Genomic DNA, 543 nt, shown 5'->3' with positions numbered 1-543 from the left:
GGCGTTTCCCGATAGGATCGCTCAGCAACGCACCAATCAATTTGGTCGCTTTGCACTAGCGAATGGTCATGGTGCAGAATGTCGTCCTGACGATATGTTAGGCGGCTGTGAGTACTTGGTCGCGATTGACCTGATGCGGTCTCATTCCAATTCGAGCCAAATACATTTAGCGTGTGAATTGGACGTCAATATATTGCAAACGACTTTTGATTCGCTATTTTCTACTGAAGAAGTAGTGGATTGGGATGAAAAGAAAGGGCGTTTAGTGGCCGAGAAACAACGAAAACTCGGTCAATTGGTGATTGAAAGGGTGTCATTACCTAATCCGGGTAAAGAAAAAATGACACAAGCTTTACTCACTTATGTCCGCCGTCAGGGCTTAAGCAGTCTAAACTGGACGCCGGCAGCGGAAAGCCTGCTTGAACGTATTCGCTGTGCGGTGGATTGGTTACCTGAGCAAGCATGGCCAATGTTTGATGAAGCCAGTTTGTTGGATTCATTAGACGAATGGTTAGAACCGTACATGACGTCGGTCGCTTCGGT

Annotated in this window: 1 pseudogene; it reads left to right on the top strand. The window is 47.0% G+C overall.

Going from position 1 to position 543, the window contains the following annotated elements:
• Positions 1 to 543, top strand: a pseudogene (locus tag R8O11_RS30600) (ATP-dependent helicase); the annotation flags it as partial.

This window comes from Vibrio sp. 1288 (assembly GCF_033344475.1).
The sequence above is the reverse complement of the archived record's forward strand: the minus strand, read 5'-3'. Positions and strand labels throughout refer to the sequence as shown.